Annotated in this window: 20 protein-coding genes, 2 tRNA genes and 1 riboswitch; of the genes, 11 read left to right on the top strand and 11 right to left on the bottom strand. The window is 40.9% G+C overall.

Annotation, left to right across the window (positions count from 1 at the left end):
* Nucleotides 1–530: 530 nt before the first annotated feature.
* From ABFY81_RS13110 to ABFY81_RS13095, 4 genes are all read left to right on the top strand, one after another.
* Complete coding sequence (locus tag ABFY81_RS13110; RefSeq protein ID WP_347913932.1) at nucleotides 531–3,848, top strand: Rne/Rng family ribonuclease; 3,318 nt, start codon at nucleotides 531–533, stop codon at nucleotides 3,846–3,848.
* Between the two features lie 192 nt (nucleotides 3,849–4,040).
* Entirely contained in the window at nucleotides 4,041–5,882 is a 1,842-nt protein-coding gene (locus ABFY81_RS13105) for a long-chain-acyl-CoA synthetase (protein ID WP_216985733.1), read from the top strand.
* Between the two features lie 120 nt (nucleotides 5,883–6,002).
* Nucleotides 6,003–6,078 (top strand) — tRNA-Lys (locus tag ABFY81_RS13100).
* Between the two features lie 22 nt (nucleotides 6,079–6,100).
* Nucleotides 6,101–6,176, top strand: a tRNA-Lys gene (locus ABFY81_RS13095).
* Nucleotides 6,177–6,241: 65 nt separating this feature from the next.
* On the opposite strand, the gene ABFY81_RS13090 is transcribed toward ABFY81_RS13095, so the two are convergent.
* Nucleotides 6,242–7,138 (bottom strand): LysR family transcriptional regulator, encoded by an 897-nt coding sequence (locus tag ABFY81_RS13090; protein WP_347913931.1) that lies wholly within the window; start codon nucleotides 7,136–7,138, stop codon nucleotides 6,242–6,244.
* Between the two features lie 113 nt (nucleotides 7,139–7,251).
* Here ABFY81_RS13090 and ABFY81_RS13085 point away from each other — a divergent pair, with 113 nt between their 5' ends.
* Nucleotides 7,252–8,007 carry an SDR family oxidoreductase gene (locus ABFY81_RS13085; RefSeq protein WP_347913930.1) on the top strand — a complete coding sequence of 252 codons (756 nt, stop codon included), beginning with the start codon at nucleotides 7,252–7,254 and terminating at the stop codon, nucleotides 8,005–8,007.
* A gap of 45 nt (nucleotides 8,008–8,052) precedes the next feature.
* Here ABFY81_RS13085 and hemW read toward each other — a convergent pair whose 3' ends face one another.
* Complete coding sequence (gene hemW, locus ABFY81_RS13080; protein WP_347913929.1) at nucleotides 8,053–9,207, bottom strand: radical SAM family heme chaperone HemW; 1,155 nt, start codon at nucleotides 9,205–9,207, stop codon at nucleotides 8,053–8,055.
* 117 nt (nucleotides 9,208–9,324) lie between these two features.
* Here hemW and ABFY81_RS13075 point away from each other — a divergent pair, with 117 nt between their 5' ends.
* Nucleotides 9,325–9,786, top strand: a complete 462-nt coding sequence (locus tag ABFY81_RS13075) for a DMT family transporter (protein ID WP_004698953.1) — start codon at nucleotides 9,325–9,327, stop codon at nucleotides 9,784–9,786.
* 32 nt (nucleotides 9,787–9,818) lie between these two features.
* Complete coding sequence (gene abeM, locus ABFY81_RS13070; RefSeq protein WP_191012529.1) at nucleotides 9,819–11,165, top strand: multidrug efflux MATE transporter AbeM; 1,347 nt, start codon at nucleotides 9,819–9,821, stop codon at nucleotides 11,163–11,165.
* Nucleotides 11,166–11,199: 34 nt separating this feature from the next.
* On the opposite strand, the gene ABFY81_RS13065 is transcribed toward abeM, so the two are convergent.
* On the bottom strand, nucleotides 11,200–12,450 hold the full coding sequence (locus ABFY81_RS13065) for an acyl-CoA dehydrogenase family protein (protein ID WP_347913928.1): 1,251 nt from the start codon (nucleotides 12,448–12,450) through the stop codon (nucleotides 11,200–11,202).
* A gap of 32 nt (nucleotides 12,451–12,482) precedes the next feature.
* The gene (locus ABFY81_RS13060; protein ID WP_347913927.1) at nucleotides 12,483–13,730 is read right to left on the bottom strand and encodes an SfnB family sulfur acquisition oxidoreductase; all 1,248 of its coding nucleotides are present in this window, start codon (nucleotides 13,728–13,730) and stop codon (nucleotides 12,483–12,485) included.
* A gap of 256 nt (nucleotides 13,731–13,986) precedes the next feature.
* Here ABFY81_RS13060 and ABFY81_RS13055 point away from each other — a divergent pair, with 256 nt between their 5' ends.
* The 3 genes from ABFY81_RS13055 (at nucleotide 13,987) to ABFY81_RS13045 (ending at nucleotide 16,226) form a co-directional block, all read left to right on the top strand.
* Complete coding sequence (locus tag ABFY81_RS13055) at nucleotides 13,987–15,285, top strand: AarF/ABC1/UbiB kinase family protein (RefSeq protein WP_199943510.1); 1,299 nt, start codon at nucleotides 13,987–13,989, stop codon at nucleotides 15,283–15,285.
* A 100-nt stretch (nucleotides 15,286–15,385) separates the two neighbouring features.
* The gene (locus ABFY81_RS13050) at nucleotides 15,386–15,640 is read left to right on the top strand and encodes a type B 50S ribosomal protein L31 (protein WP_019456916.1); all 255 of its coding nucleotides are present in this window, start codon (nucleotides 15,386–15,388) and stop codon (nucleotides 15,638–15,640) included.
* Between the two features lie 253 nt (nucleotides 15,641–15,893).
* Nucleotides 15,894–16,226 (top strand): HopJ type III effector protein, encoded by a 333-nt coding sequence (locus tag ABFY81_RS13045; RefSeq protein WP_240282433.1) that lies wholly within the window; start codon nucleotides 15,894–15,896, stop codon nucleotides 16,224–16,226.
* A 132-nt stretch (nucleotides 16,227–16,358) separates the two neighbouring features.
* On the opposite strand, the gene ABFY81_RS13040 is transcribed toward ABFY81_RS13045, so the two are convergent.
* The 5 genes from ABFY81_RS13040 to ABFY81_RS13020 form a co-directional block, all read right to left on the bottom strand.
* Nucleotides 16,359–16,487: a hypothetical protein gene (locus tag ABFY81_RS13040; protein WP_002053279.1), complete on the bottom strand. Its 129-nt coding sequence runs from the start codon at nucleotides 16,485–16,487 to the stop codon at nucleotides 16,359–16,361.
* A 166-nt stretch (nucleotides 16,488–16,653) separates the two neighbouring features.
* Nucleotides 16,654–17,034 (bottom strand): fluoride efflux transporter CrcB, encoded by a 381-nt coding sequence (gene crcB, locus ABFY81_RS13035; protein WP_347913926.1) that lies wholly within the window; start codon nucleotides 17,032–17,034, stop codon nucleotides 16,654–16,656.
* 124 nt (nucleotides 17,035–17,158) lie between these two features.
* A riboswitch (Fluoride riboswitch) is annotated at nucleotides 17,159–17,225 on the bottom strand.
* A 44-nt stretch (nucleotides 17,226–17,269) separates the two neighbouring features.
* The gene (locus tag ABFY81_RS13030) at nucleotides 17,270–17,680 is read right to left on the bottom strand and encodes a GFA family protein (RefSeq protein ID WP_347913925.1); all 411 of its coding nucleotides are present in this window, start codon (nucleotides 17,678–17,680) and stop codon (nucleotides 17,270–17,272) included.
* A gap of 77 nt (nucleotides 17,681–17,757) precedes the next feature.
* Nucleotides 17,758–18,963, bottom strand: coding sequence for a TIGR03862 family flavoprotein (locus ABFY81_RS13025; protein ID WP_347913924.1), 1,206 nt, complete (start codon nucleotides 18,961–18,963; stop codon nucleotides 17,758–17,760).
* Nucleotides 18,953–19,591: an SAM-dependent methyltransferase gene (locus tag ABFY81_RS13020; RefSeq protein WP_174743626.1), complete on the bottom strand. Its 639-nt coding sequence runs from the start codon at nucleotides 19,589–19,591 to the stop codon at nucleotides 18,953–18,955. Before ABFY81_RS13020 ends, ABFY81_RS13025 begins: the two co-directional genes overlap by 11 nt.
* Nucleotides 19,592–19,678: 87 nt before the next feature.
* Here ABFY81_RS13020 and ABFY81_RS13015 point away from each other — a divergent pair, with 87 nt between their 5' ends.
* The gene (locus ABFY81_RS13015) at nucleotides 19,679–19,873 is read left to right on the top strand and encodes a DNA gyrase inhibitor YacG (RefSeq protein WP_004698974.1); all 195 of its coding nucleotides are present in this window, start codon (nucleotides 19,679–19,681) and stop codon (nucleotides 19,871–19,873) included.
* Here the strand turns inward: ABFY81_RS13015 and ABFY81_RS13010 are convergent.
* Together ABFY81_RS13010 and hemH are read right to left on the bottom strand one after the other, a co-directional pair.
* Nucleotides 19,870–20,514, bottom strand: coding sequence for an MBL fold metallo-hydrolase (locus tag ABFY81_RS13010; RefSeq protein WP_019456911.1), 645 nt, complete (start codon nucleotides 20,512–20,514; stop codon nucleotides 19,870–19,872). The genes ABFY81_RS13015 and ABFY81_RS13010 overlap by 4 nt on opposite strands.
* 23 nt (nucleotides 20,515–20,537) lie before the next feature.
* Nucleotides 20,538–21,554 carry a ferrochelatase gene (hemH, locus tag ABFY81_RS13005; protein WP_347913923.1) on the bottom strand — a complete coding sequence of 339 codons (1,017 nt, stop codon included), beginning with the start codon at nucleotides 21,552–21,554 and terminating at the stop codon, nucleotides 20,538–20,540.
* Nucleotides 21,555–21,573: the final 19 nt, after the last annotated feature.

Raw genomic sequence — 21,573 nt, 5'->3', positions numbered from 1 at the left:
TTTCATCACCAGCTCGGATTGGTCCTAAAGAATTATGCCGACGCCGAAGGCTTATTATATCGGCAAAATGACAAACTGTTGCGTTTAATTCAGTTTGTTCAAAAAAATATGTTACCAACTCTAGTTGGTTATGGAACGTAAACTGATACACATCAGACAAATCGATCCTTAATGTTGCCTTCAGGCTAAAGCGTTGATGCATTGGAACTGCCGAAAGCACCGATACGATGAGCATTCCGTATCAAACTTCCAATAAAGAAGTCACTTCGCGGCCAATGACAGTGAAAGTCATTAACCAATGCACCGCTCACCCGCCAGTGAAGCAAAAAGGAATTCCGATTTAAAGGTTGAAGCAGTATTGCCTACATCACAGACGAGAATCGAAGCTAAGGCTAAATGTGGCCGGTAACAGATGACTCAGACCACAAGTATTTTGAGATCTGGGAAATGATCCGTCATGTTCGATGTTCGTTCAGAACCTTTAAGTTTGTTTGGTTTGTTTGTGTGAGTCACTATTAGGTGTCACACCCATGAAACGTATGTTGATTAATGCAACTCACGCCGAAGAAGTTCGCGTTGCACTTATCACTGGTAATCGTCTTTACGATTTTGATTTAGAGAATCGTACCCGAGAACAGAAAAAATCCAATATCTATAAAGGCCATGTCACCCGCGTAGAACCTTCTTTAGAAGCTGTTTTTGTTGAATACGGCGCAGGCCGTCAAGGCTTCTTGTCTATGCGTGAAATTGCGAATAGCTATTTCCAGGCAGATCCTCGTCAGACTTCAAACATTCGTGAACTTATTACTGAAGGCACAGAGCTTTTAGTTCAAGTTGAAAAAGAAGAACGTGGCAATAAAGGTGCAGCGCTTTCTACTTTTATTTCTCTAGCAGGTCGCTATTTAGTTCTTATGCCAAATAACCCTAAAGGTGGCGGTATCAGCCGTCAAATTTCGGGTTCAGTACGCGAAGAGTTAAAAGAAATTTTAGCCTCTTTAAATGTACCTCGCGGCATGAGCGTGATTGTACGTACCGCTGGTATTGGCCGTACTCAAGAAGAATTACAGCTTGATTTACAGCACTTACTTGACCTTTGGGCACAAATTCAAAGTACAGCAAGCTCTGGCCCTTCTCCAATGCTTGTTCATCAAGAAGCTGGTGTTGTAACACGCGCAATTCGTGATTACTTACGTGATGACGTTGCTGAAATCTTAATTGATAGCGAACAAGCTTATAACGAAGCTTATAACTTTGTTAAAGCAGTCATGCCTCGTCAATTAGACAAATTAAAAACTTATACTTTAAATGAGCCATTGTTTGCTCATTTTGGTATTGAAAGCCAAATTCAAACTGCTTACGAGCGTGAAGTAAAACTTCCATCTGGCGGTTCAATCGTGATTGACCAGACTGAAGCTTTAGTTTCAATCGATATTAACTCTGCGAAATCAACTCGCGGGCATGATGTTGAAGAAACTGCACTGAACACAAACCTTGAAGCAGCAGAAGAAATTGCTCGTCAACTTCGTCTTCGTGACATTGGCGGTTTAGTTGTCATCGACTTCATCGATATGACTAAAGAACGCAACCAACGTATGGTTGAAGCAAAACTTCGTGAAGCAACCCAAAGCGATCGTGCTCGTATCCAGTTCGGTCAGTTGTCTCGTTTTGGCTTAATGGAAATGAGCCGTCAACGCTTACGTCCATCGCTTGAAGAAGCAACAGGTTATGTATGCCCTCGCTGTCATGGTACAGGCATGGTTCGTGACCTACGTTCGCTTTCTCTTTCAATCATGCGTAAAGTTGAAGAGATTGCTCTTCGTGAACGTCATGGTGAAGTTCAGGTTGAAGTTCCAGTTGAAATTGCAGCCTTCTTGCTTAATGAAAAACGCCATAGTCTGGTGTATTTAGAGCAAACTTCTGGTGTACGCGTCACTGTATTACCTCACCCGCACTTAGAAACTCCACATTACGAAATTGCTTATAACCCAGACGGTTTTGCTCCATCTAGTTATGAACGCACTGAAGCAACTCGCTCAAGCGAAAAAGAGCTAGGTTATGAGTCTTCTGAATGGCATTTAGAAGAAGCAGATCACGGGCATGCACATGCAACAGCTCAAGCTTCAAATAATGCTCCAGCTCAGAAAAAAGCAAACCAACAAGCAAGTCAACCTGTAGCACAGCAACCTGCGGCTCAAAAAGCGGCAAGTCCTTGTGCATGGTTAGAAAACTTATTTGTTCAAAAACAAGCGCAAACTGTTGATCAATCTCGTTCAGCACAAAATGCCGCAGCTGCGATTGAGCAAATGGTAAATACTGGTGCTGTTAGCCGTGGTCAGTTTGGTCAAGTGGCTGTACCTCCTGTTGCAGAAGTCGCGCCAGTTCAGTCAAATAATGCTTATATTTCACAGTCACCAGTGAAACAAGAAGTTCGTGAACATGTTGAAAAAGATGATAGATCTCAACAACAACGTCAGAACAACAAAAAGCGTAAACATAAAGAGCAACGTGAACAGCATCACCAAGCTCATGAACAACAACATCAAGTTCATGAAGAAGTGGTTCAGTTGTCACGCCAAGAGCAACGTGAATTAAAACGTCAGCAAAAGCGTCAACAACACCAAGATCAGCAACATCAAAATAATGATGTACAACAAACTGAGAATGTTGTTCCACGCCGTGATCGTAATAATCAACAACGTCCAAACCGTCCAAATCGCCATCGCGATCCAAGCGTATTAAATGAAAATCAAAATACGCCGGCGGCACCAGTAGTTGTTGACGAAAAACAAGTTAAAGTGGATGTAATTGACGCACCTAAACATGATGTCATGAACACAGCTTTAATCATCAACGTTGACCAAGGTCAAAGCGAAATTGTTGCGCTAACGCCTGAACAAAAGGTTGAACATGTTGAAGCGGCTCCTGTTGAAGTTGTTCAAGAGCCAACTCCTGCACCAGTTGTAGAAGAGAAAGCTGTTGTTGCAGAAACAAAAGAAGCGCAACCAACTAAAGAAGCTACTCAGCCTCAAATCCAACGTGCTAGCAACGATCCTCGTATGCGTCGTCGTCAGCAACGTGAAGCTAAACAAGCTAAAGCAGCTACTCCAACTGTTACGCCATCGCAAATTCCAACTTTGGCACAATACACAATTGGTAGCTTAATTCGTCACGTATATGGCGAAGACTGCACTGTTTTGATTGAACAATTTGGTTTAGTACCAACGTTTAATCGTGCTTTGCAGAAGTTTACGGAACAGTACGCAAGTACTTTGGTGGTTGAAGTAACTTCAGAAACAGAAGAGAAAAAACCAGTAACTCGTGATGCAGAACTTCCAAGCCATAAACCAGCTGAAGAAGCAGAACCAGCACCAGTGCTTCCGCTTACTCCATCGCAAGCGCCGACTCCACGTGTTGCAAATGATCCACGTGAACGTCGCCGTTTAGCAAAATTGGCTGCTGAGCAAGCATTTGAGCAAGTGAAACAACAACATTCTACCCAAGAGGAAGTAGCTACCCCTGCTCCTGTAGTAGAAGAAACTGTTGTTGCTCCTGTTGCTGAAACACAAGCGCCTGTTGAATCAAAGCAACAACCGCTTGAGCTTGATCAAGTAACTGAGGTGGCAACTAGCGTAGAAGAAGCACCAGTTGAAGCTGTAGTAGAAGCTCCAATTGCGAAACAGCCAAAAGCAGCGGCAAAAGCTAAAGCAGCTCAAGAACAAGCTGCTGAGTCAACTGAAGCTCCGACAGAGAGTGAATCAGAAGATTCTAAAGCTGATAAGGACAAACCAAGTCGTCCTCGTCGCCCTCGTGGCCGTCCACCCAAAAAAGCTAATCCTGTAGCTGAGTAAGCCATTTGCTCAATTGCAGCTAATTTAAACAAACCTAGTCATTTCGATGACTAGGTTTTTTTTGTTATTTTTAACCAATTAGGTTGATTGCACTAGAAGAAAAGTTTTAAAAGCATGGTGAACCATGAAAACTATTGGACTTTTTGCCCACACAACCTTTTTTGGATTGATCGAAAAATAAATAGGATTGATATGAGCCAGACAACACAGACCGATATCATTACTCTTGGTGATGTTGCCACAAGACTTCCTAGCTTCATTCCCAAAGTACCCCATATCCTAAATGGTCTTAAACAGGCTTATTTAAGAACATCACATACTCCAACAGGTTTGGGTATTGCTTTTGAAAAAGCTGTTAAACGGAATCCGAAAGGCACGGCATTATTATTTGAAGATCAAAGTTATTCTTATGAAGCTTTAAATGAATGGGCAAACCAGATTTCTCATTACTATCTTTCTATTGGAGCGCGTAAAGGGGACGTCATTGCTGTAATGATTGAAAACCGCTCCGAGCTAATCGCAACAATTGTTGGTTTGGCTAAAATTGGGGTGACCATTGCACTTGTGAATACATCTCAAGTCGGTAAAGTTCTCGCTCATAGCATCAATCTCGTAAAGCCAATTGCTGTTATTGCGGGTGAAGAAGTTCGAGCAGCTATTGATGAAATTCGCCAAGATTTAAATGTTCCTAAAGACCGTTTTCATTGGTTTGCAGATCAAGCAACACGTCAAAATGCAGGTAAAGCACCTCAAGGTTATGCGAATCTAGCTGAACAAATTGATCAATTTCCAAAATTTAACCCATCGACTACTCGTTCTGTGACGGGTAATGACGGCCTATTCTATATCTACACCTCTGGTACAACAGGTTTACCAAAAGCAGTTATTTTCAAGCATAGTCGCTGGACATTAGCGTATGGCACTTATGGCCATATCTTAAACTTAGGCCCAGATGACGTTATGTACGTTACCTTACCGCTTTATCATGCAACAGGTGTGGTGGTTTGCTGGTGTGGTGTAATCGCTGGCAGTTCTACTCTTGCTATTCGACGTAAATATTCGACTAGCGCATTCTGGAAAGACGTTCAAAAATTTAATGCGTCTGCAATTGGTTATGTTGGCGAACTTTGCCGTTACCTAATGGATGCTCCAGTTACCGAACTTGACCGTAACCACCGTGTCACCAAAATGATCGGTAACGGCATGCGTCCAAACATCTGGGACAAGTTCAAACAACGCTTCGGCGTTAAAGAAGTTCTTGAACTTTATGCATCGAGCGAAGGTAACGTTGGATTTAGCAATATTTTCAACTTCGACAACACAGTTGGCTTCTCTCCTACACCATATGCCATTGTTCAGTTCGATAAAGAGAAAAATGAGCCTATCCGCGACAAAAACGGCTGGTGTCAAAAAGTTAAAGCAGGTGAGGTTGGCCTGCTAGTTGGAAAAATTACTAGCCGCTCTCCATTTGACGGTTATACAGACCCTGAAAAGAACAAATCTGTAATTTGGAAAGATGTTTTCAAAAAAGGCGACTCTTATTTCAACACAGGTGATTTAGTTCGAGATATTGGTTTCCGTCATGCTCAGTTTGTGGACCGTCTAGGCGACACTTTCCGCTGGAAAGGTGAAAACGTATCCACCACTGAAGTGGAAAACATGGTATGCGAATACGAAAAAATTGCTGAAGCTGTCGTTTATGGTGTAGAAATTCCAAATACCAATGGTCGTGCTGGTATGGCAGCCATCACGCTGGCAGATGGTGAAGAGTTAAATGACGCAGATTTAACCGAAATGGTGTCTGTCTTTAAGAAGTGCTTGCCTGCTTATGCCGTACCGGTGTTTTTACGTGTACAAAAAAAGGTCGAAACAACAGGTACTTTTAAATATCAGAAGAATAAACTGAAAGAAGATGCGTTTAATCCGAGCAAAACTTCTGAACGTTTACTCGCTTTATTGCCTGGCGCAAGCAGTTACTGTGACATCACAACTGAAATTTTTGACAACATTCAGGCATATAAATACCGTTTTTAGTTCATTTTTTAGCTAAACAAGAGGAAATCGTGCTTTTTATAGGCAATCATGCAAATGTTTTTAAATTTCCTCTTGTGTTAGTTGAATAACTTGCTAAAATACGCGACATCAAAACGATACGGGTCGTTAGCTCAGTTGGTAGAGCAGCGGACTTTTAATCCGTTGGTCCCGCGTTCGAGTCGCGGACGACCCACCACTTATCTGTTTTGAACCCATTTGGGTCGTTAGCTCAGTTGGTAGAGCAGCGGACTTTTAATCCGTTGGTCCCGCGTTCGAGTCGCGGACGACCCACCAAATTCTAAAAAGCCTCTCACAATTTGAGAGGCTTTTTTTATTGTTATCTTATTTTCTTTTTATGACTAAAAGATGACGATGCATTTGCGATTTAAAACCTCTCCAATCCAATTCATAAAAACTTCTAATCGTTTTGGAATATAACTTCGGTTCGGATATAAAATATTGAGTGGAAGTGATGCTGCACTATAAGCACTCAACACTTCAACTAAAATACCTTGCTCTATTTTATCTTGAACATCGTAGTAAGGAGCTTGAATAATCCCCAAACCTGCACAAGCCGCAGCACTATAAGCTTCGGTATTATTTACACTTAAAGCACTATCCATCATGACGGTTCCACCCGAATATACAAATACGCCCTGCTTTTCCCCTACGGCTCCTGCGTAGTTAATCAGTTTGTGCTGTGATAGATCTTCTAATTGTTCAGGCGTACCATACTGTTCTAAGTAATGGGGGCTTGCACAGTTCACCATGACTAAATGACCAATCAATCTTGCAATTAAACTGCTGCTATCTAACTCACCTACACGAACAACACAGTCAATCCCCTTTTCAATTAAATCAGTCATGTCATCAGAACTATTGAGCTGCAAATGAATATCTGGATAACGATGATAAAAATCTGACAGCTCAGGAATAATCACTTGATGCACAATCCGACTGGGCATTGAAATTTTTAATGTGCCGCGATAATGCTGTTTTTGCGTCTGGATCAGTTGTTCTAATTGTTCATAGTCAAACAACAGGTTTTGGCACTCTGGCAATATTCGCTGTCCATCTTGCGTCAAGCATACTTTACGGGTGGTGCGGTGAAATAAGCGTACGCCATAGTGAGTTTCAAGTTGTTGAATGGCGCTGGTTACCGTTGAGCGAGGTAGATCGAGTCGATGCGCAACCTCACTAAAGCTTTGCCGTTTAGCGACTTCTGTAAAAATAAAAAATTGCTGCAACCGATCCATTTTAATTGTTCGTATTTTCTGAATAGTTAAACCAAACTAGCATAATTGATCAAAAATTACCGCCAATCTAGACTAAAAACACATTAGAACAAGTCATCATAGGAATAACCATCATGGCAACTCATACGCTTAAAGATAAAGTTGTATTGATTACAGGCGGTGCAAAAAACTTAGGTGGACTTATTAGCCGTAAATTTGCAGAACACGGTGCGAAAATCGCAATTCACTACAATAGCTCAGAAACACAAGCAGATGCCGAACAAACACTCGCAGATTTAAAAGCATTCGGTGTAGATGCTGTTTTAATTCAGGCGGACCTAACTCATATCGACAACATCGAAAAACTTTTTGTAGATACCAAACAGCATTTTGGTGGAATTGATATTGCCATTAATACAGTTGGAAAGGTTTTAAAGAAATCATTTTTAGAAACTACCGAACAAGAGTTTGATAGTATGAGCGATATCAACTCAAAAATTGCCTATTTCTTTATTCAATCGGCAGGTCGCCATTTAAATGACGGCGGAAAAATCTGTTCAATCGTGACTTCTCTTCTGGCAGCCTACACGGGTCTCTATTCAACCTACGAAGGTTTAAAAGCACCTGTTGAGCATTACACCCGCGCTGCATCGAAAGAATTTGGAGATCGCCAAATTTCTGTGACTGCTGTTGCACCAGGCCCCATGGATACACCTTTCTTTTATGGTCAGGAGTCTGCCGAAGCAGTCGCTTACCATAAATCTGCTTCAGCTTTAGGTGGACTTACTAAAATTGAAGATATTGAACCTCTAGTTCGCTTCTTAGTCACAGACGGCTGGTGGATTACAGGCCAAACCATTTTCGCAAATGGCGGTTATACCACCCGCTAAAATTAAAAAAGCCGCATCTCATTGTGCGGCTTTTTAGTTTGCTTCTTACAAGAACTCTTCTAGTACCGAGTTTAAGAAAATATGTCCCTGCTCTGTACAAGCCAAACGAGAACTATCCTCTACCAGTAACTTTCTAGCTCGCAGTGAAGTGAGTACCTCATTTAAATGATCTAAGCTTAAGCCTGTACGCTGTTCATATAATTCAGCTTTTACCCCATCATTTAAGCGTAAGGCATTCATCATAAACTCAAAAGGTAGCTCATCTGCCTCAATCTTTTTCATTTGCAAATGTTCAGCAGGAACCTTTGCCAAGTAATCTTTCGGTAAACGGGTCTTTTGGAAACGGTACACGCCATCTGACTGTGTTACTTTGCCATGCGCACCTGCACCAATCGCAAGATAATCACCAAACTCCCAGTAATTTAAATTATGGGCTGAAGGTTGTTCTTTACGCCAAGCCGACACTTCATAGTTTACAAAGCCATTTGCTTTTAAATATGCTTCGCCTTGCTCTTGAATATCTTCTAATACCTCATCTTGAGGTAAAACAGGTTGAGTTCGGAAAAATACGGTATTTGGCTCAATGGTAAGTTGATACCAACTGATATGTGTCGCACCATGCTCTACAGCCATCTTTAAGTCATAAAGTGCTTGCTCTAACGTTTGCTCAGGCAGACCATGCATTAAATCGACATTAACTCGCTTAAAACCTGCTTGTCTTGCCTGCTCTATTGCATCCATAGCATTGTTTGCTGAATGAATACGTCCAAGCTTTTGCAAGTGATCGGTATTAAAAGTCTGTACACCAATCGACAAACGATTAATACCCGCCTCTAAATAGCCTGCAAACGGGTCATGTTCCAGTGTTCCCGGATTAGCTTCTAAAGTAATTTCACAGTCATCTTCAAAGTTAAGTAATGACTTAAGCTGCTCAAATAGCCATGCATAGCCTTTGGCAGAAATAAGTGAAGGCGTTCCACCCCCAATAAATACACTGTGAATTGAACGTCCTTGGGCCATCTCAACTTGAGTTTCAAAGTCGGCTACCAATGCTTTTAGATAAGTTTGCTCAAGTTCTGCTGAAAGCGCACCATCAGGCACGGCATGCGAGTTAAAGTCGCAATAAGGACATTTACGCACGCACCAAGGCATGTGGATATATAAAGATAACGGAACAGAAGCAGGATTTAATACAGCCAAGGAACAAGGTCCAATTTACACAATATTTCTATTTTAACATGACTGCATCAATGGGCTTATGAAAACATACCTTAATTGCTTTAGACTGTTTTTAAACATACTTAAATATTGATAAAAATGATGAAATTCTCTAGTCAACTTTTCCTGATCTTACCCTTAGCTATGGGAATCGGTGTTGCCATGGCTTTTCAAACTGCAATTAATGCTCAGCTTCGTGAGCAACTACACTCACCTTTGCAAGCGGCATTATTATCATTTTTTATAGGTACTATTGTTTTAGCCATTATGGTGTTCTTTCAAAGTGCCGAGAAACCCACTTTAAGTGAAATATCTAATATTCCATGGCTTCTTTGGACTGGAGGATTCCTTGGGGTTTATGCAATTAGCATGAGCATTTATACTGCACCTAAGCTTGGTTTTTTAACCTTTACAGGGCTAGTAGTTTTTGGACAATTGGTTATTTCTATGTTGCTTGACCATTTTGGATGGTTAGGTACTGACAAAACTCCTGTTACATGGCAACGGTTCCTAGGTGGAGTGGTGATCTTTGTTGGTGTGTTACTCACCCTACAGCGCTAGTTTCATTTTTATATTTATAAAGAGTATCTTTTGTGTCGAATGTCACGTCGTTTCGGACTGAATTAAAACAACTCTTCCATTTAATGCTACCTATTTTAATTACGCAGTTTGCTCAAGCAGGGTTCGGATTAATTGACACCATTATGGCAGGGCATTTATCTGCAGCAGACTTAGCTGCTATTGCAGTAGGTGTAGGTCTATGGATTCCTATTATGCTCCTTTTTAGCGGGATCATGATTGCCACTACACCGCTAGTTGCAGAGGCAAAAGGCGCTAGAAATACAGAACAAATTCCTGTCATTGTTCGTCAGTCATTATGGGTTGCCATTATTTTAGGTGTAATGGCTATGCTCATTTTGCAGCTTATGCCTTTTTTCTTACATGTGTTTGGTGTTCCAGAAAGCTTACGACCTAAAGCAAGCTTATTCTTGCATGCCATTGGTTTAGGTATGCCAGCCGTAACCATGTATGCAGCGCTACGTGGCTATTCAGAAGCTTTAGGCCACCCACGCCCTGTCACCGCGATTAGCTTATTGGCTTTAGTGGTTTTAATCCCTCTAAACATGATCTTTATGCATGGCTTAGGGCCAATTCCTGCTTTAGGTAGCGCAGGCTGTGGCTTTGCAACATCCATTTTACAATGGCTCATGCTGATTACTTTAGCTGGCTATATTTATAAAGCTTCAGCTTATAGAAATACGTCTATTTTTAGCAGATTTGATAAAATTAACCTGACTTGGGTTAAAAGAATCTTACAGCTTGGTCTGCCAATTGGTTTAGCGGTGTTCTTTGAAGTAAGTATTTTTAGTACAGGGGCATTGGTGCTTAGTCCACTGGGTGAAGTGTTTATTGCCGCGCATCAAGTGGCAATTTCAGTTACTTCGGTGCTGTTTATGATTCCGCTTTCACTTGCGATTGCCTTAACCATTCGCGTGGGAACGTATTATGGCGAAAAGAACTGGGCTTCTATGTACCAAGTGCAAAAAATTGGTTTGAGCACAGCAGTATTTTTTGCTCTATTGACCATGTCATTTATTGCTTTAGGCCGTGAACAAATTGTCTCGGTTTACACTCAAGATATAAATGTTGTACCTGTTGCGATGTATTTACTCTGGTTTGCAATGGGTTATCAGTTAATGGATGCTCTACAGGTCAGTGCTGCTGGCTGTTTAAGGGGTATGCAAGACACCCAAGCACCGATGTGGATTACGCTTATGGCGTATTGGGTAATTGCTTTTCCAATCGGGCTTTATTTGGCACGTTATACCCATTGGGGCGTAGCTGGCGTATGGCTAGGTTTAATTATTGGCTTAAGCATTGCCTGTGTTTTACTGCTCTCGCGGCTTTATTTAAACACCAAACGATTAAGTCAAACCTAATAAAAAAGCCGATGAAACATCGGCTTTTTTTATTTTATGCAGACTTTGCCCGCGGACTTGCTCCAATTTGCCACACAAATGGTAAATCTGTACGGTTTACTTCCCAATCTCCAATCACTTTTTCTTTATAAATAAGCGGATTATGTGAAGATACAGTCCGAGCATTACGCCAGAAACGGTCAAGTTGTTTCGCTTGGCTACTTGCTGATGCACCTAATGCATTAAATAACTGACTGGTTAAATCAAGCACTAGGTTAGAAATTACCACCTGCCCTTGTGCCGACTCAAGCTCTGCATCTACATTAAACTGATGCTCTTTCACTTCAGACTCGGCGAAATGGCTTTCATAAGCCTTTTGTAATGCTTCGGCCGTTTTTAAGGTGATTGCTTCACTCGCATACGCTTGAGCGGATGCCTTACCCACCACTTGTAAAACTTGCGGATCATGGCGAACCAAGTCACCATTACCATGACTAAAAATACGTTTACGGTCACGAATTTCCTGACTAAACGTCTCGACTGCGGCACGCGCAATACCTGTTAATGTTGCAAGATGCACCACCTGATAAAAAGCGGTTTGATACTTAAAACGTTGATCAAATGGAATGAGGTTTGAAGCTGGCAAATGGACCTGATGTACTTTTAAAGTACCACTGCCTGTTGTCTTTTGACCAAAACCATCCCAATCATCCAGCACGCTTACACCTGTTTCATGACGGTAAATAGCAGCAATCACATGACGGTCGTTCACTTCATCGTAAGCAAATAAATCAATCCAGTCTGCAAAAATACTGCCAGTTGAATAGTACTTTTCACCATTTACGACCAAATTACCCGAAGCGTCTTTAGTGACTCGTGTAACGACATCACCAATCTGTACATTTCCAACTTCTGTCCAGGCATTTCCAACTAAATCGCCTTGTACAAAGCGCTGAAACCAAACCTCCTGTGAGTGCTCTTTATGAGCAACCAAACGGTCTTCAACAAATGCAAAATGACCACGTAAAGCTTGCACAATATTGGAGTCAGCTTCTGCTAGCTCTGCTAAAAGCTGGAAAAGTTGAGGTAATGAAACCCCATCTCCACCATATTTACGGGGTACTCGTACAGCACCCAACTTAGCTTCTTTTAGCCACTGAATCGGTTCAAAAGGTAAGATTCGCTCTTTTTCCCGTTGAATTGCCCCTTGTGCAATTTTTTCAAAAATGGGACGAAATCTGTTTGCTACCTTCTCATAATCAGCGCCTACAGACAGTTCTTCTAATTCAATTTGAGCTGTTGTCATCGTTATTCTCCTAATCTTATTTTTTCTTCACTTTAGCTCCATGCATGACGCGGTGGATGGATGCCATTGAGGTAATAATTACCGACAATGTGATATTTCCAACGCACAGGGTCATGCAAGGTATGGGTACGGGCATTGCGCCAGTGACGGTCAAGGTTGAGTTCAGATAAAGTAGAACGCGTACCCGACAACTCAAAAAGTTTATTGGCTGCCAAAATAGCAATTTCTGTAGTGAGTACTTTTGCCTCGGCAACCAATAATGTGGCTTGGTTTACATGTTCTTCGGTGGTTTCAGCAATGGCTTGATCAATTGCATCTCCAGCCAAATCAAGGACCGCTTCTGCTGCACGCAATTTAATTTTTAAATCACCAATATTTGCAATGGTGTAAGGATCATCACTGGCTTTTTCCAGACCTGAATCAACCCATGCACGGCTATGATTTTTAACGTATTGAATCGTTTCTTCAATTGCACCACGCGCAATACCAGCATCAACCGCAGCCTGAATAAACTGAGAAATAGCGCCTGCTGGTGTTGGACGTTCAAATGCTTGGTAAATCGGAACTAAATATTCTTCACGTACTGGAACCTGATTTAGTTCTACTGTGCCACTCGCTGTAGTACGTTGTCCAAAACCAGACCAGTCATTAATAATATTGACCCCTGAAGTTTCCCGAGGAACTAGCGCCGCATAAGGCTGCCCTTGTTCATTCACAGCGACAATTGGAACCCAATGTGCAAGCAATGCACCTGTTGCAAAAAACTTCTTCCCATTAATTTCATAACCGTGCTCGGTCTTTTTTAATGTGGTAGTGAGGTCAGCCACCGTTTTGCTATGTTTTTCCGAAAATGCATTGCCAAAACGAATCCCTCTCAACACTAAGTTAAAGAAGAACTGTTTTTGTTCTGGGCCTGCATCAAGACGTAAATGTTCAATAAAAGCCAAGTGATTTTGGGGAAGCTGTGCAAGAGATGGATCAACACTCGCAATTGTTTTGATGACCTCAGCCAAAGTTCGATATTTGACTTGTGCACCACCAAATTGCTTAGGAACCGTAATGGCCCATAAGCCGCTTTGTGAGAACTGTTGAATTTCATTTAGGGGTAAACGGCGCTCTCTGTCTCGCTCAGATGCTTCTTGTGCAAACTCTTGCGCAAGTTGTTTGGCAAGCTCAATTGCTTCTTCATCAGAACGAATAATATGCGCATCTTTTGACTGCTCAAACACAGATAAAGGAACCGCCTGAGACCGCCCATGGGCCGAACTTAAACTTGTCATAACTTTTGTTATCTCTATTTCTATTTAACCTGCCATTCACATTAGCACCAAAAAAACAGACACTTTATAGATATTAAAGCTTTGTTTATGAAATGGATTTTCACAAGCTTTTCATATTTTTTACTATAAAAATAACATTTTGTTTTTCGAAAATTTTCTTACATGAGATAAACAATTTCATATAGGCTTTTTAAGCTTTGTCACCTATGATCAAAACTAGGCAATATTATGTTGTAGTCAATGAGGTATCGAAGATATGGCAAAGAATGCAAGTTCACCCGGCAAACGATTTATGAAACTTGCAGGAATGACCGCGAGCATTGCAACGAAAACCGTTTCTAACTCGATTCGAAACTTGACCGCAGATGAAGAACAAAAGCTGGCTTCAAAAACCAAGTTATTTCAGGATATTGGTTTACAAATTGCCGACACCTTAGGTGAAATGAAAGGTGCCGTCATGAAAGTCGGCCAAATTGCATCTCAATATAAAGATATATTCCCACCCGAAGTTGCTAAAGCAATTTCAAAGTTACAACGCCAAGCCCCAGCCATGCCTTTTGCTGCTATTCAGCAACAAGTTGAACGTGAGCTTGGAAAACCGCTTAATGTTGCCTTTAAATCTTTTGATCAAGAACCTTTTGCAGCTGCTTCAATTGGTCAAGTTCACAAAGCTACACTACCTAGTGGCGAACAAGTCGTTGTTAAAGTGCAATATCCAGGTGTTGATGAGGCCTGTGAAAGTGACTTAAAACAAGTACGTTTAGCCCTTCGTTTAATGGGCGTACTTAAAATTGATAAAAAGCTACAAGATCAGCTTTTTGCAGAAATTCAGGATAGTCTTTCAGCAGAACTTAACTATGAAATCGAAGCTCAAAACCTAGAAGTTTTCAAAACATTTCATAGCCAGTTAGATGACAAAATTATCATCCCTACTGTTTATAAAGATTACTCTTCAAGACGTATTTTAACCTTGAGCCTCGAACAAGGTGACAGCATTGAAACTGCCAGCGCTTGGCCTATTGAAATTCGAAATACGATTGGACGTCGTTTGATTCGTGCTTTAGGTCAGGAAATGTTCTTTTTAAAACGTTTTCACTGTGATCCTCACCCGGGTAACTTTGCCTTCCGCCAAGACGGCAGTGTCATTATTTATGACTATGGCAGTGTTAAAACACTTTCAAATGAAATTGTGTATAGCTTTAAGCGTTTAGTAAATGCAGCTCGTCATGAAGATATTGACCTTATTGAAACTGAGTTACTTGAGCTACATTCACTAGCCGAAAAAGGCAAATTCCCGAGTGAACTATATAAGCTCTGGATTGAAGTGTTATTACGTCCGCTTACCACCACTTATGATTTTGCCGAGAACTCATCACATCATGATGGCATGTTGCTTGTGAAAAAATCTTTGAAGTACTGGGATGTCTTTAAGCCTTCACCAGACACTTTGATGGTCAACAGGACCATTTCAGGACACTACTGGAACCTCATTCACTTAAAAGTTCATGACAATTTGAATGGACTATTTGAAGAGCTTGTCCCACCTTCTAACTAACTTAATTTACTGATCAATGTAGCCATTTAGGGTTACATTGACTTTTTAATTGTTATGTTATAACATTTCTTTAATCAAAAATAATTTAGGACAATCTCTCATGCGTAAAGATATTCATCCTGCTTATCAACAAGTCTTATTTCATGACACCAATGCAGACGTCTACTTCTTAATCGGTAGTACTCTTCAGTCTAAACAAACCAAGGAATATCAAGGACAAGTCTATCCTTATGTGACCCTTGATATTTCGAGTGCTTCGCATCCTTTCTATACAGGTGAAGTACGTCAAGCAAGTAATGAAGGCCGTGTTGCAAGCTTTAATAAACGCTTCGGTCGCTTCAGTCGTAAGAGTTAATCTTGCGTTAAGATTTGACCAATACACTAAAATCATTGGAAGCCTAAGACTATCTCCTCCACTTAGGCTTCTTTTTTTATGTGCATTTTTTCAAACTTCTTTCAGTTGTGTATAAACTAAAACTTATCCACAATTTGTCTAAAAACGCTTCTGATTATTTTCAACAACCCATCATTTTTTTTATAGCTCCCAAGCTTTCAAAGCGTGTATTCGATGCTATGCTTAAGCCCCATTTGATAGGAAGTTTAAGATTATGGCACAAGAGTTACTTGCCCAATTACAAGCAGGCACAGCAAAATTTTCAGACGTTTTAGCTCATATTGAAGCACGTTACCAACATACTCCAACAGCTTTTCAAAATGGTGCACAGCATAACGCTGCGACTGAAAATCAAGGCAGTGCAAAAGTTTTCTCTTTTGCCAAGTTACAAGATTTAGACCAAGCACAAACTTTAAGTTTATTTGCAGAGCACTATGCATCTGTATTGGCTACACCAGAAGGAACTGACCACCAAAATATTCGTCAGTTTATGCAAAATGGTTGGGATGGTGTGAAGTTTGAAGGTCAGGCTTTAACTGAAAAGTAATTAAGTATTTGTGAATACACGACGGAGTCTTACCGTTTATTCTCAAATGAAAGTAGCTAATTCTGTTACTTTGGTTTTGCCCAAAGTAACCAAAGGCATTTGTCATCAACAGAACCTGTTTCCCGTTTGCACTTATCCAATATTTTGCAAAAACAATATATAGCTGATTTCAGTCAGGCTGTTGATGACTTTAACGCGTATCAAATCCCAAAATAAATCAGATGTTTTTAATTCGTCATTTACTATCGTGACAAGCGGCATGGATGCCGCTGTTTTGCTGTGCTACATGGATGTAGCATCAGCGAAACAAAAGATTTTTGCTTACTTTTGATCTCTCAAAAGTAAGGTATGCCTATACAAATGGTCTTGGAGAATATCTTAAAACGGAGGCAGTGCAGTATGCATCGCTCCTTAAACATTTGAATAATCAGTTGCCTGCTATCCAATAATAAGTCGCCAAACCCAAACACGTAAAAATTAACGACCCAATTAAATGAACAGAAATTGCCAACATCGCCATGCCCAACTTACCGCTTTGCAATAAAGTCACAATCTCAATCGAGAACGTTGAAAACGTAGTTAAAGCACCACAAAAGCCTGTGATTACGAAAAGCTTATAGTTCGGACTTAAATCACTATGAGCAAAATAAGCCATCGCAAAACCAATAATAAAGCCACCGACTAAATTAACAGTGACAGTACCCAATGGAATTTGCGGATAAACTGGATTCAGTTTTAAACCTAAAAACCAACGCAACCACGCCCCTAGAACTGAGCCTAAAGCAATTGAAAGTAAAGGATAATACATAGAACCACCCCTTTAGTGAGATGCTAAAAGAGCAAAAATCAATGAAGGAAAATATGACATGGCGTACTCCAAAAATAAGCAGAGTACGCAATAACCTACGTACCCAGCGATATAAATATATGAGGGTAACGTAGGCATCATTAGCCGATATGGCGGTTTTTCAAGGGAGGAATGCCATCTCCCCGTTTTAAGTATATTAAATCATCTAAAAGTTGATTAAAACATACTTTTTAAATCATGGACGTTCATCGTATTGCGGTAAATCGTCACAAATGCTTTCCCACTCTGCTTTTGAAGCAGCAAAAATATGCATTGTCGGCTTTTGGTCTAATGGTGTATCGAGTGACCCAATTCTTACACGATATAGTTCAGGCTGCGCATCACGAGAACTAATCAGTGGTGAACCACATTCGCTACAAAACCAGCGGTATACACCGTTCACAGCAAATTTTTTGACAAGGTCTGCACCTTGGGTAATTTTAAAATCTGTACTTTTAACAGGAGCATTGGTGGCAAATGCTGTTCCATTGGATTTTCGGCATCGTTGGCAATGACACTGAATAATATCTCCGATATCGCCCTTAATTTCATAGCGAATACTCTGACATAAACAACTTCCTTGATAAACTGGTGATGCTTGAGACATGTTCTCGTAAATCCTATTATTATTGATCGCTCAAAAATAACACTTTTCACATATCAAACATAGCAGCAAATTTTCCATTATTTCTCTAAGAATGAATGCACGCCTTCACCAGCAGCTCGTCCAGTAGCAAAGCATGCTGTAAGCAAATAGCCACCTGTAGGAGCATCCCAATCCAGCATTTCACCACAGCAAAAAACACCTGAGGTTTGTTTAAGCTCTAGGCTTTCAGTTAATGCACCTTGCTTAACACCACCAGCACAGCTAATTGCTTCTTCAATCGGTCTAAAGCCACTTAACTTGATTTGAAGTGCTTTAATTTGCTGGGCCATAGCCTCTGGTTGGTTCCATAGCGCTTTATCAACCACTTCTCTAATTAAGTTAATTTTAGCCGTGTCTAAGCCTGCTTTACGCCAAATATTAGTAAGCGATTGTTTTTTGCTAGCCTGTAATTTTTTAACTAACTGTGTAAGCTCTACATCAGGCAATAAATCTAAAAATAGATTTAAGCTTTTCCCTTGTTTTTGTTGTTCTCTTAAAGCTCGTCCAAGTTTATAAATGACACCACTTTCTAAACCATAGTAAGTAATGACAATATCACCATGAGTAACTTGGCTAGGCTCAACCCACGCATTAATACGCTTTAAAGGTTCACCAAAACAGTTTTCCATAAAAGCTGACCAAGTGTGCAATACTCCTGCATTACTTGCTTGAAAAGGTTCAATACTGGATTGATCCATCCATTGCTGCCAAGCACCATCACTACCCAATTGGGACCAAGATACAGCCCCACAAGCCAACACGACTGCAGCGTATTGTTGGGTAAAAGTCTTGCTGCTTTGATTATTTTGCTTTTCTAAAGTCACAGTTGTACCTTGCAAATTAATACAACGATGTCGATAAAAGAATTTAACCTGTTGTTCTGCTAAACGTTTTAGCCAAGCACGCAGTAAAGGAGCAGCTTTCATTTCGACGGGGAAAATACGACCGGAACTACCCACATACGATTCAATCCCAAGACTTTTCATCCAGTTCTGAATCCAGACTGCATCCCATTTCTCAACCCACGGTTTAAGCCATTCTGCATGGTCATAACGTTCAATGAACTGGGCTAATGATTCAGCATGCGAGATATTCAAACCTGTTTTACCAGCCATCAAAAACTTACGCGCAGCCGAAGGTTTTTGCTCAAACACATCAATTTCATAATCATACTGGCTCAGTACCTCAGCTGCCATTAAACCAGCCGGACCAGCACCGATAATGGCAATGCGCTTACTCGCCATGTGTTTGCCCTTGCAGTGGCATAAATTCATCAAATCGAGTTTGATAACCTTCAGGCTTGCTGATTATGAGCTGTTGGCAAAGCTCACCACGCTCTAAATATTTAATTTCAAAATGAGTACGTGCAGAAGTTTGTGCAATTTTTTCTTTTTGGTAAGGCAGCTTCCACACATTTAATAACTGTTGTTCAGCTTCTTCAATATATTCAGGAATATTACTTGCCAAAGTAATGGTTCCGCCTGTTTTCAGACGTGATAACAAAAACTCAAAAAATGGCATGTTTAACCAGCGCTGTGCCGGATTATGAGGTTCAGGGTTCGGATAGAGAATAAAAAAATGTTCAACTTGTGCAGGGTGTAAAGCATGTACCACCCACGGCAAAGCATCCGCATGTACAGGTACCAGATTTTCTCGTGGTTCTAAACCATGCTGCTTTTGCATTGCCAAGAATTTTTCTCGGGTTCGTTCAATCGCATATAACGTGTGCTGTGGATTTTGCCCACTAAATAGCAAAGCATGTTTACCTTTGCCCGCCCCAATTTCTACACAAATTGGAGTATTTTCAATTGGGGTAAAATCACGAGGCGCTTGCATACGTTGTGCTTGAAATTGACGAATCTGCATAATCACATCAAACTAAATAAAAATCGGCACAAGTCTAACAAGTCACCTGACTTTTGCCTAATCTATTTCTCTTCACTTTGAGGATATCGCTTTATGCCACGTACATTCCCCTGCCCACGTTGTGGTGAACCAAGTGTTTGGGAAGGCAATGAATTTCGTCCATTTTGTTCTGAACGTTGTAAACTCATTGATTTAGGCGCTTGGGCAAACGATGAATATAGACTGCCTACCCAAGATGCTCCTCAACAAAACAAGGGTAGTCAGCATGAAGATGATTATGAGGATTAACCCGCTTTACCTGCGACAAACGGGTTAAATTTTTTTTCATAGCCAATGGTACTCATTGGACCATGACCTGAAATAAATTGGGTTTGATCTGGCAAGCTAAAGCATTCACGTTGAATCGATTCAATGAGTTGCTCATGGTTTCCACGTGGAAAGTCTGTTCTTCCTATTGAGCCTTTAAACAGGACATCGCCAGTCCAGAGTAAGCCATGATTCTTGTTATAGAACATGACATGCCCTGGTGTATGTCCTGGTGCAAAACGCACCTCAAACTCATCTTCACCTAGTTTTAGCACTTCGCCGCCTTCAAGCCATTGATCAACTTTTACTGGCTGTGGAATTGGAAAGCCATAACGTGCTGAAACTTCCTGAATCATATCTAACCAGAACTGATCTTCTTTATGTGGACCAACAACAGGAACACTCCATTCTTGTGCGAGTTCACCCACTGCCCCTGCATGATCTAAATGCCCATGAGTCAACCAGAGAGCTTTAACCTTTAAACCTAAAGCTTCTACTTCTTTCTTCAAAACAGCAGCGTCACCGCCTGCATCAATCAAAACTGCTTCTTTTGTTTCACTGTCCCAGACTAAAGAACAGTTTTGAGCAAAAGCAGTAACTGGAACAATTTTGACTTGCAGCATAAGAACCTCTGGCTAAAACGCAATTAACGGTGGGCTAAGGTATGGGTAAGGGCATCAAGATTAGCCTGAACTAAACCTGCAAGCAAATCAATATGAGCCTGATCACTATTTAAAGCAGGAATGTAAGCATAGCTTCCGCCACCCGCCTCTTGAAACAACTCAGCGTTTTGGATGGCTAACTCTTCAAGTGTTTCTAAACAATCGGCAGAAAAAGCGGGACTTAAAACCTGAACTGACTTAACACCTTGCTTCGCCCAATCTTGTAAAAGCTGGTCAGTATAAGGTTTCACCCATTCTTGTTTTCCAAAACGGGACTGGAAACTAATTGCCCATTCATCATCGTTTAAATGTAAAGCTTCAGCGACTAACTTTGCGGTAATGCGACAACGGTCTGCATAAGGGTCGCCTTTGTCTGCATAAGGCTGTGGAATACCATGAAATGACATCAATAGTTTTTCAGGCTTACCATGCTGCTCTTGGTAGGCTAAAACACTTTCTGCCAGTGCCTGAATAAACATTGGGTGCTGGTAGTAGTCTTTAATAATGGTTAGACCAGGCAAATTGCGCTGACTAGGAATCCATTTGGCAAATGCGTCGTATAACGGTGCTGTCGACGTCGCAGAATATTGAGGAAATAAAGGCAATAAAATGACATGCTCTTGTGGATGAGCCGACAATTTTTCTAAAACTTTATCAATACCCGGATTACCATAAGTCATAGCAGGCAACACAGTTAAATCAAACTGTTTATTTTCACGCTCTAAATAAGCCTGCACACGTTGAGTTTGTTCAAACACAATTTCACGCATTGGTGAATCGGTAGACCATACCGAAGCATAGGCATGCGCTACTCTTTTTGGACGAAAAGGTAAAACGAACAAATTTAAAATAATCCACCAGATCAATTTCGGTATTTCAATCACACGTGAATCAGATAAAAACTGCTTTAAAAAACGGCGCACCGCTGGGACAGTTGCCTCATCCGGTGTACCTAAATTCGCTAAAATGACAGTAACTTTCGGTTTTTGTTCAAACGACATGCGCAAATGCCTTTCAGTT

Source organism: Acinetobacter sp. WA-87, assembly GCF_039938935.1.
Classification (GTDB): Bacteria; Pseudomonadota; Gammaproteobacteria; order Pseudomonadales; family Moraxellaceae; genus Acinetobacter; species Acinetobacter seifertii.
Note: the sequence above shows the minus strand (reverse complement) of the source record. Positions and strands in the feature narration are given on the sequence as shown.

Bases quoted from the DNA above. Each gene is read 5' to 3' on its own strand.
- ABFY81_RS13110 (WP_347913932.1), top strand. From the start codon at position 531: ATGAAACGTATGTTGATTAATGCAACTCACGCCGAAGAAGTTCGCGTT.
- ABFY81_RS13105 (WP_216985733.1), top strand. From the start codon at position 4,041: ATGAGCCAGACAACACAGACCGATATCATTACTCTTGGTGATGTTGCC.
- ABFY81_RS13090 (WP_347913931.1), bottom strand. From the start codon at position 7,138: ATGGATCGGTTGCAGCAATTTTTTATTTTTACAGAAGTCGCTAAACGG.
- ABFY81_RS13085 (WP_347913930.1), top strand. From the start codon at position 7,252: ATGGCAACTCATACGCTTAAAGATAAAGTTGTATTGATTACAGGCGGT.
- ABFY81_RS13075 (WP_004698953.1), top strand. From the start codon at position 9,325: ATGATGAAATTCTCTAGTCAACTTTTCCTGATCTTACCCTTAGCTATG.
- ABFY81_RS13065 (WP_347913928.1), bottom strand. From the start codon at position 12,450: ATGACAACAGCTCAAATTGAATTAGAAGAACTGTCTGTAGGCGCTGAT.
- ABFY81_RS13060 (WP_347913927.1), bottom strand. From the start codon at position 13,730: ATGACAAGTTTAAGTTCGGCCCATGGGCGGTCTCAGGCGGTTCCTTTA.
- ABFY81_RS13055 (WP_199943510.1), top strand. From the start codon at position 13,987: ATGGCAAAGAATGCAAGTTCACCCGGCAAACGATTTATGAAACTTGCA.
- ABFY81_RS13050 (WP_019456916.1), top strand. From the start codon at position 15,386: ATGCGTAAAGATATTCATCCTGCTTATCAACAAGTCTTATTTCATGAC.
- ABFY81_RS13045 (WP_240282433.1), top strand. From the start codon at position 15,894: ATGGCACAAGAGTTACTTGCCCAATTACAAGCAGGCACAGCAAAATTT.
- ABFY81_RS13040 (WP_002053279.1), bottom strand. From the start codon at position 16,487: ATGCCGCTTGTCACGATAGTAAATGACGAATTAAAAACATCTGATTTA.
- crcB (WP_347913926.1), bottom strand. From the start codon at position 17,034: ATGTATTATCCTTTACTTTCAATTGCTTTAGGCTCAGTTCTAGGGGCG.
- ABFY81_RS13030 (WP_347913925.1), bottom strand. From the start codon at position 17,680: ATGTCTCAAGCATCACCAGTTTATCAAGGAAGTTGTTTATGTCAGAGT.
- ABFY81_RS13025 (WP_347913924.1), bottom strand. From the start codon at position 18,963: ATGGCGAGTAAGCGCATTGCCATTATCGGTGCTGGTCCGGCTGGTTTA.
- ABFY81_RS13015 (WP_004698974.1), top strand. From the start codon at position 19,679: ATGCCACGTACATTCCCCTGCCCACGTTGTGGTGAACCAAGTGTTTGG.
- ABFY81_RS13010 (WP_019456911.1), bottom strand. From the start codon at position 20,514: ATGCTGCAAGTCAAAATTGTTCCAGTTACTGCTTTTGCTCAAAACTGT.
- hemH (WP_347913923.1), bottom strand. From the start codon at position 21,554: ATGTCGTTTGAACAAAAACCGAAAGTTACTGTCATTTTAGCGAATTTA.